The sequence below is a fragment of the Mesobacillus sp. genome, assembly GCF_047739415.1.
Taxonomy (GTDB): Bacteria; Bacillota; Bacilli; order Bacillales; family Cytobacillaceae; genus Mesobacillus.
In genome coordinates this window covers 24,043-31,539 of the sequence record NZ_JBIQOE010000041.1, presented here as the reverse complement: position 1 = coordinate 31,539, position 7,497 = coordinate 24,043, and the positions used below count along the sequence as shown (strand labels likewise).

General features: G+C 45.0%; 7 protein-coding genes and 1 riboswitch. Of the genes, 3 read left to right on the top strand and 4 right to left on the bottom strand.

The window, feature by feature from the left end:
* Window positions 1–217 precede the first annotated feature (217 nt).
* The 4 genes from pcrA to pepT all read right to left on the bottom strand — a co-directional run bounded on the left by pcrA (window position 218) and on the right by pepT (window position 6,022).
* Window positions 218–2,470, bottom strand: coding sequence for a DNA helicase PcrA (gene pcrA / locus ACH0QE_RS03310; protein WP_415799280.1), 2,253 nt, complete (start codon window positions 2,468–2,470; stop codon window positions 218–220).
* Between the two features lie 65 nt (window positions 2,471–2,535).
* Window positions 2,536–3,222 (bottom strand): heptaprenylglyceryl phosphate synthase, encoded by a 687-nt coding sequence (locus tag ACH0QE_RS03305; protein WP_415799279.1) that lies wholly within the window; start codon window positions 3,220–3,222, stop codon window positions 2,536–2,538.
* Window positions 3,223–3,746: 524 nt separating this feature from the next.
* Complete coding sequence (gene liaG, locus ACH0QE_RS03300; protein ID WP_415799278.1) at window positions 3,747–4,610, bottom strand: LiaG family protein; 864 nt, start codon at window positions 4,608–4,610, stop codon at window positions 3,747–3,749.
* Between the two features lie 179 nt (window positions 4,611–4,789).
* Window positions 4,790–6,022, bottom strand: a complete 1,233-nt coding sequence (pepT, locus tag ACH0QE_RS03295; RefSeq protein ID WP_415799277.1) for a peptidase T — start codon at window positions 6,020–6,022, stop codon at window positions 4,790–4,792.
* Between the two features lie 125 nt (window positions 6,023–6,147).
* Between pepT and ACH0QE_RS03290 the strand changes: the two genes are divergently transcribed.
* The 3 genes from ACH0QE_RS03290 to thiM all read left to right on the top strand — a co-directional run bounded on the left by ACH0QE_RS03290 (window position 6,148) and on the right by thiM (window position 7,497).
* Window positions 6,148–6,288, top strand: a complete 141-nt coding sequence (locus ACH0QE_RS03290; protein ID WP_226601432.1) for a hypothetical protein — start codon at window positions 6,148–6,150, stop codon at window positions 6,286–6,288.
* A complete protein-coding gene (locus tag ACH0QE_RS03285; RefSeq protein ID WP_415799276.1) occupies window positions 6,281–6,433 on the top strand; it encodes a hypothetical protein in 153 nt (50 codons plus the stop codon). The genes ACH0QE_RS03290 and ACH0QE_RS03285 overlap by 8 nt, the downstream gene beginning before the upstream one ends.
* Window positions 6,434–6,500: 67 nt before the next feature.
* A riboswitch (TPP riboswitch) is annotated at window positions 6,501–6,610 on the top strand.
* 71 nt (window positions 6,611–6,681) lie between these two features.
* Window positions 6,682–7,497, top strand: coding sequence for a hydroxyethylthiazole kinase (gene thiM, locus ACH0QE_RS03280; RefSeq protein ID WP_415799275.1), 816 nt, complete (start codon window positions 6,682–6,684; stop codon window positions 7,495–7,497).

Sequence of the window (7,497 nt, the reverse complement as noted above, 5' to 3'; positions counted from 1 at the left end):
CAGAAACGCAGAAACTGGAGACTCCGACAAAGAAGCGCTTTTTGCTTCTGCCGGCGGAGTTGAAGTTTCGGAGTTTCTAGGAGGCGAAACTAGACAAGCGACTCGAGCTGCTCAAAGCTAACGCTTCTCGCAAGATACTCGAGGATGCACTCGCAGGGATGATAACTGGCTAGGCACTTGAGCCAGACAGTAATTTAATTGTAAGAATGAAAAAAGTTTAAGCCTTCGTAATCGGTGCGAATTTAGCCAGCAATCGTTTGATGCCTGTTGGGCTTGGGAACGCGATATCAAGCTCGGTGCCTTCTCCTGACCCTTTTACGCTGACAACGGTTCCTGTTCCCCATTTTCCATGCTGGGCTTTGTCGCCCACCTTCCAGTCGATGCCTTCGCCGCCGCTTGCAGCTGCGACCGGACGTGAGACAGCGCCGCGAGTTGGCATTGACGGTCTTGCTGAAGTGCCTGGTCTGCCGCCGCTGGTTGGTGCTGGTCTGCCACCGCTAGTTGGTGCAGGCCTTCTTACTTTTGGCACGGCGTCTTCAACCAAATCAGCCGGGATTTCCTTAATGAACCGTGATTCCGGGTTCATATTCGTACGGCCGAAAAGGGTGCGCATCTGTGCATTCGTGATGAACAATTCTTCTTCGGCACGAGTGATTCCCACGTAGGCAAGACGGCGTTCTTCTTCCATCTCATCCTCCTCCATCAAGGAGCGGCTGTGCGGGAATACGCCCTCTTCCATTCCAATCAGGAAGACGACCGGGAACTCAAGACCCTTTGCAGAGTGCAATGTCATCAATGTAACGAAATCTGTTTTTTTCTCGCCGTCATCATCAAGACGGTCGATATCAGCAACAAGTGCCAAATCTGTCAGGAACGCGACCAGGCTCTTGTCTTCACTGCTTTCTTCAAAGCTTTTTGTTACGGTTAAAAATTCATCTATGTTTTCAAGTCGGCTCTGTGACTCCAGCGATTTCTCCGCCTTCAGCATGTCACGGTAGCCTGTTTTATCAAGTACTTCTTCCACCAGCTCAGTCACTGAAAGGTACTCCTGCTGGTGAGTGTAATTGCTGACCAGGTTGCGGAATTCTGCCGCAGCTTTTTCCGCCTTTGGGCTCAGTCCGATCATTTCAATCGTCTCCAAGGCCTGGAACATCGAAAGATCATGCATTGTCGCGAAGTTGGCGATTTTATCGATAGAAGTTGAACCAATCGCGCGCTTCGGAACATTGATGATTCTCTGCAAACTAATATCATCATCAGGATTCGAAATCAAGCGGAGATACGCAAGGATATCCTTGATTTCCTTCCTGTCATAGAACTTGATGCCGCCGACGATTGAGTAATCGATGTTCGACTTCAAGAAAGATTCCTCGATCACACGGGACTGGGCGTTCGTACGGTAGAGAATCGCGATATCAGACAGATTGCGGCCATTGCGAATCTGCTCCTGGATTTTGCCAATGACGAACTGCGCCTCGCCCTGTTCGCTGTCCGCGCGATAGTACATGATTTTGTTTCCTTCAGGATTTTCCGTCCAAAGATTCTTTGGCTTTCGGTTCATATTGTTCTGGATGACCATATTCGCTGCCAGCAAAATCTTCTTCGTCGAACGGTAGTTCTGCTCAAGCAAGATCACGCTTGCCCTTGGATAGTCCTTTTCAAATGAAAGGATGTTCGTGATATCGGCACCGCGCCAGCGATAGATTGACTGATCCGAGTCACCAACAACACAAAGGTTCTGGAATCTTTGCGCAAGCAATTTTACCAGCATGTATTGTGCCCTGTTCGTATCCTGGTACTCATCCACATGGATGTACTGGAACTTGCGCTGGTAATACTCCAGCACTTCAGGCACGCGGATGAACAGCGTAATCGTCGTCATGATCAAATCGTCGAAATCAAGCGCATTATTCTTGCGCAGCCTGCGCTGGTATTCCGTATACACATCGCTGACTTTCTGGGAAAAGTAATCCCCCGCTGTCTTCGCATATTCCTCCGGCGTAATCAATTCGTTCTTCGCCGAGCTGATTGTTCCAAGGATCGCACGGGGATCATACTTTTTCGGATCCATATTCTTGTCCTTCAAAATCGACTTGATGACAGATTGCTGGTCAGTCGAATCAAGGATCGTGAAGTTTCGGTTGTAGCCGAGACGATCGATGTCCCTGCGCAAAATCCGCACACACATCGAGTGGAACGTCGAAATCCAGATGTCGTCTGCCGCTCCGCCCATCATCTTCTGGATCCTCTCGCGCATTTCGCGCGCCGCTTTATTCGTAAATGTAATCGCTAGGATGTTATAAGGGTTTACCCCTTTTTCCACCATTAAATACGCAATCCTGTGTGTTAAAACCCTAGTTTTACCAGAGCCGGCGCCAGCCATCAGCAATAGCGGTCCATCCACTGTCTTGACAGCTTTTTGCTGCTCCGGGTTCAAGCCGTTCAGTAATTTATCCGTTAAAAATTGCACACTCGTCACCACCATACAAACATTTGTTCTTATTTTATCTCATAAAATCCTTATATACAACTTCGTTATTTCTTTATTGCAGCAACTGTCTTCAATGCTTCGTCAAGGTTGCTGTAAACAACATTCCCGACCACGATGACATCCGCATGCTTGGCCATCTCTTCTGCCTGCTGCACTGTTTCAATTCCGCCGCCGTAAAAGAGCACAGTGTTGTCGAGAACACCTTTGGCTGCTTCCACATACTCAGGTTTGCCATATACCCCGCTGTATTCCAAATAGAAAATCGGCAGGTTGAACATTTTTTCCGCCATCATCGCGTAAGCCCGCACATCGTCAATCGAGAGCTCGGTTTTCGCATCAGTCAGCTTTGCCGCCTTGCAATCCGGATTCAGGATGCAATAGCCTTCCATTTTTATCTCGTCCCAATCCATCAGGTCGCCATACTCCTTGACCGCTTCGTGGTGCAAGCCAGTGACCCACTGTGGATTGCGGCTGTTCAGCACCGTCGGGATAAAATATAAATCGAATCCCGGCGTGATCGAATCAATCGTCGAAACCTCAAGAATGCATGGAACCGTATAGCGGCGGACTCGGGACATCAAATCAAGGACTCCTTCTAGAGTGACACCATCTGTCCCGCCCACCATGATCGCGTCGGTTCCAGACTCGCAAATTCTATCTAATTCTTCATCAGTTATCTCTTTATTTGGATCGAGTTTGAACACATGTCTCCACTCGCGAACATCGTACATCCAAGAATTGCCCCCATTCTATATATCCATTCCACCATTATAGCATTTGTTGTGTATATATAAAAAAGGAAACATGTGAGAAAACTGCTCCGTCCGGTACGATTTTCTCTCTAATATTACAGATCACAGTATTCCATTAAGTTTATTGGCAGAGTTCACAGATTTATTGGCGATTTTCACACATTTATTGGCGATAATAAGATTTTATTGGCGATTTTTGATTTTTATTGGCGATTTTCAAATTTTATTGGAGAACTGGAAATTATCAACGTTTTTTTCCAATTTTATTAGCAGTTTTTTGTTGAGTTGGGTAATCAGTTAAGGCTGATGTAATGAAGAATTACTTTTTATAGCGAAAAATTCATTTTATATAGCGACTTTTTCGTTTATATAGCGGAATTTCATTTATATAGCGGAATTTTCATTTATATAGCGACTTTTAGATTAATATAGCGACTTTTTCATTTTTATAGCGAACTGGAAATTTCGCTTGTTTTTTTTCAGTTTGCAGCCACTAGGAAATCCTATTTTATATTAATATTCCCGCTTGATACATCAGCCTTGATTTTGAACTTTCCACTTCCGTGTTTGCCGCGCAGGCGGTTATCGGATTGTTCTTTGTCCTGAAGCTGAAAATTGCTTGAAATGTTTCCGCTGCTTATTTTTCCGTTCAATGTGAAGTCGGCATTCTCAGGCAAATCCAAACCGATATAGCCGGAGTTGACGTCCAGGCTTACATCACCCAGCAACTGGTTTATTTGGATTTCCAGCTCACCGGAGGAAACATCTGCATCCAATTTTCCAGAATAGTTTTTGACAAGGAGCCTTCCGGAGCTGACATCAAATGAACCGGACACAGCATCAATGAGATTCATTTCCACCTCTCCGGATGAACTCTGGCTTTCAAGATTTTCAACATCGAAGTTTTCCAGTGTGAGCCTTCCTGAACCAATATTGAGTGCCAGATTTCTTAGCTTCATAGGTTTGTCGGCCGACTGACCGTTAAAATCAATCTTCCCGGAGCCCAGCTCGATATCCATGTCTTTATCATAGTCTTCAGGGATATAAACGGTGAGGGAAGTCTGATCCATCTCAAACCAGTTGAACCAGAAGAAGCCTTTGCGTTTGACAGAGACCTCTATTTCATCACCATGTCGCTTAACTTTTAACGTACCTTTGCCATTCAGCTCGGCGCGGACATCATCCCTATCTTCTGGCACAATCATCGTCTCGACACTGGAGATATCAATCGAGATATTTTCTGTTTGATTGGTCACCTTCACCGCGTCTTCAGCTTTTGCAAAATTAACCCCGCTTCCATCAAACATATAATTCCAACCAATATAAGCCCCGGTAATCACAAGGAATATAACTAAGATCCGTTTCATTTTGTAAAATCTCCTCTCAATCTCGTTCTATATCTAGAATAAGGGTAATCACTCTTTATCCCAATGCACCTCTGATTTAAATCTGGATAGGGCCAGAGGCGGATTTTTGGTTAAGTCGCTCATGAAAAAAGAAGCCAGATTCCGTTCAGCTTGGGAATCTGGCTTCTTGTTGTTATTAGTTAGGCTTTCGCTTCATAAAGTTTGGCAATCTCTACAATTGTTTCTACGGATTTAAGCATATTATCAACTGATATATATTCAAACCTTCCGTGGAAATTCTCTCCGCCTGTAAAAATATTCGGTGTCGGCAGTCCCATGTAGCTCAGCTGTGAGCCGTCTGTGCCGCCGCGGATAGGCTTGACGATCGGCTTGATCCCGAGGTTTTCCATCGCCTCGTAAGCAATGTCGACAATTTCTTTTACCGGCTCGATTTTATCCTTCATGTTGTAGTACTGATCGGTCATCTCAAGCTCAACGCGTGTCTCACCGTATGTCAGCCTTAATTCATTTGTGATTTTCTGCATTAAATCCTTCCGCTTCTTGAAGCTGTCACGGTCGAAGTCACGGATGATATAGTCTAGTGTCGTTTCCTCGACATCGCCATAAATGGAGCTGAGATGGAAGAAGCCTTCATATCCTTCAGTGTGCTCAGGTGCTTCTTCTGCCGGCAGCTTGCTGTTGAACTCCATCGCGATTTTTGCAGAGTTCACCATTTTTCCTTTTGCTGTGCCAGGGTGGACGTTCTTTCCTTTAAACGTCACCTTGGCGCTTGCTGCGTTAAAGCTTTCATACTCCAGCTCGCCAAGCGGTCCGCCGTCAACAGTATAAGCGAACTTCGCATTGAATGCTTCGACATCGAACTTATGCGGTCCTCTGCCAATTTCCTCATCCGGAGTGAAAGCGACACGGATTCTGCCATGTTTGATTTCCGGGTGGTTGATCAGATAAGCCATTGCTGTCATGATTTCAGTAATTCCAGCTTTGTTGTCCGCGCCAAGAAGAGTCGTTCCATCGGTCGTAATTAAAGTGTGGCCTTTATATTGAGGCAGCTCAGGAAAATCGGCTGGCGAAAGAATGATATTTTGTTCCTCGTTAAGGATGATCTGGTTGCCGTCGAAGTTTTCCACAACCTGAGGGTTTACATTTTTGCCTGTAAAATCAGTTGCCGTATCGACATGGGCAAGGAAGCCGATTGTTGGGACTTCTTTATCTGTATTGGCAGGAAGAGTCGCCATCACATAGCCATTCTCGTCAATCGTCACTTCTGCCATTCCAATCGTTTTTAATTCATTAACAAGCATGTTAGCAAGAGTTAGCTGGCCTTCTGTCGATGGAGTGGTTTCACTGTTTTCATTTGACTGGGTGTCCACTTTGACATATGAGGTGAGTCTTTCGATGATTTCGTTCTTCATTTCCTTTCATCTCCCATTCCTATGTATATTTTCATATTAGCATAGTTCGATCAGAACACCATTTTAAAAAGAATGAAGATTCCATTTTTTACAGGTATAATGGTAAAAAAGGAGGCTGGGGAATTATGGGATATATTTTAACCGCCATTGTCCTGTCTGTCGTGTTTTATTCGATCTATAAAATAATCACATCCGGAAAATTGCCAAGCAACAACTATACTCCATTTGATGATATTACTGAGGGGAAAGTGGATAAAGATGAATGAATTGGGCTTGATTCTTGTCCTGCTATTGGCCTTGTGGTCCATTACCAAAACACTGGAGAAATTGGCTAATAGAATCGTCGAAAAACAGAATAAGCAATATGAACTGCTCAAAGAAATCAAAGATTTGTTAAATAATGAAAAATAGCAGAATAGTATTTTATCTCTTTACATAAATAAAAGTTAAGGTTAGGATGGAAATAATTGAATATTCGATTTACTACTAGGGGTGCCCTGTTACGGGCTGAGAGAAAGACGTTATGTCTTTTAACCCTTCGGACCTGATCTGGGTAATACCAGCGTAGGAAAGTAGTGTGAGAGATGTTTTCTTACTTTGCTTTTAAGTCAGGTCCACTTATGGATCTGGCTTTTTTATTTTTTCAAGGAGGTTACAGGATGGAAAAGAAAGAGATTGCTAGATTGCTTGAAAAAGTCCGCAGAGAGAACCCGCTTGTGCATAACATCACCAATGTTGTGGTCACCAATTTCACTGCCAATGGATTGCTGGCTCTGGGGGCTTCCCCGGTAATGGCATATGCTCAAGAGGAGATTGCCGAAATGGCGAGGATAGCCGGGAGCGTTGTTCTCAATATTGGAACGCTGAAGCCTGAGGTCGTAGAGTCAATGCTTATTGCCGGCAAGGCGGCGAACGAGCATGGAGTGCCGGTTATCCTGGACCCGGTGGGGGCGGGCGCGACCCAGTACCGCACCGAAACGGCAAGAAGGCTGATGGAAGAATTGGAGATTGCGATTATCAGAGGGAATGCATCCGAGATTGCCAATGTTGCCGGGGATAATTGGAGTATACGTGGAGTAGATGCAGGTGAATCAAATGGGGATGTTTTCGAGCTTGCTGTTTCAGCCGCAAAAAAACTGAAGACGATTGTTGTCCTTACTGGTAAAGACGACATGATTACCGATGGGCAAACTGCATGTAAAGTCCATAATGGGCACCCAATGCTAACAAAAGTGACGGGCACCGGCTGTTTGCTGACTTCCGTAATCGGCGCATTCACTGCTGTTGAAAAAAATATGCTCAAAGCCGCAGCCGCCGCAGTAACCATCTATGGAGTGGCAGCGGAAATTGCTGCTGATAATAGTGCGGTTCTCGGACCGGGAAGCTTTCAAATAGAATTTTTAAACCAGCTCTATCTGATTGGTGGAAACGATCTGATTGAGAAAATGTCTTTTACTCGAAAGGAGGTCGATTGA

Bases quoted from the DNA above. Each gene is read 5' to 3' on its own strand.
- ACH0QE_RS03305 (WP_415799279.1), bottom strand. From the start codon at position 3,222: ATGTACGATGTTCGCGAGTGGAGACATGTGTTCAAACTCGATCCAAAT.
- liaG (WP_415799278.1), bottom strand. From the start codon at position 4,610: ATGAAACGGATCTTAGTTATATTCCTTGTGATTACCGGGGCTTATATT.
- pepT (WP_415799277.1), bottom strand. From the start codon at position 6,022: ATGAAGAACGAAATCATCGAAAGACTCACCTCATATGTCAAAGTGGAC.
- ACH0QE_RS03290 (WP_226601432.1), top strand. From the start codon at position 6,148: ATGGGATATATTTTAACCGCCATTGTCCTGTCTGTCGTGTTTTATTCG.
- ACH0QE_RS03285 (WP_415799276.1), top strand. From the start codon at position 6,281: ATGAATGAATTGGGCTTGATTCTTGTCCTGCTATTGGCCTTGTGGTCC.
- thiM (WP_415799275.1), top strand. From the start codon at position 6,682: ATGGAAAAGAAAGAGATTGCTAGATTGCTTGAAAAAGTCCGCAGAGAG.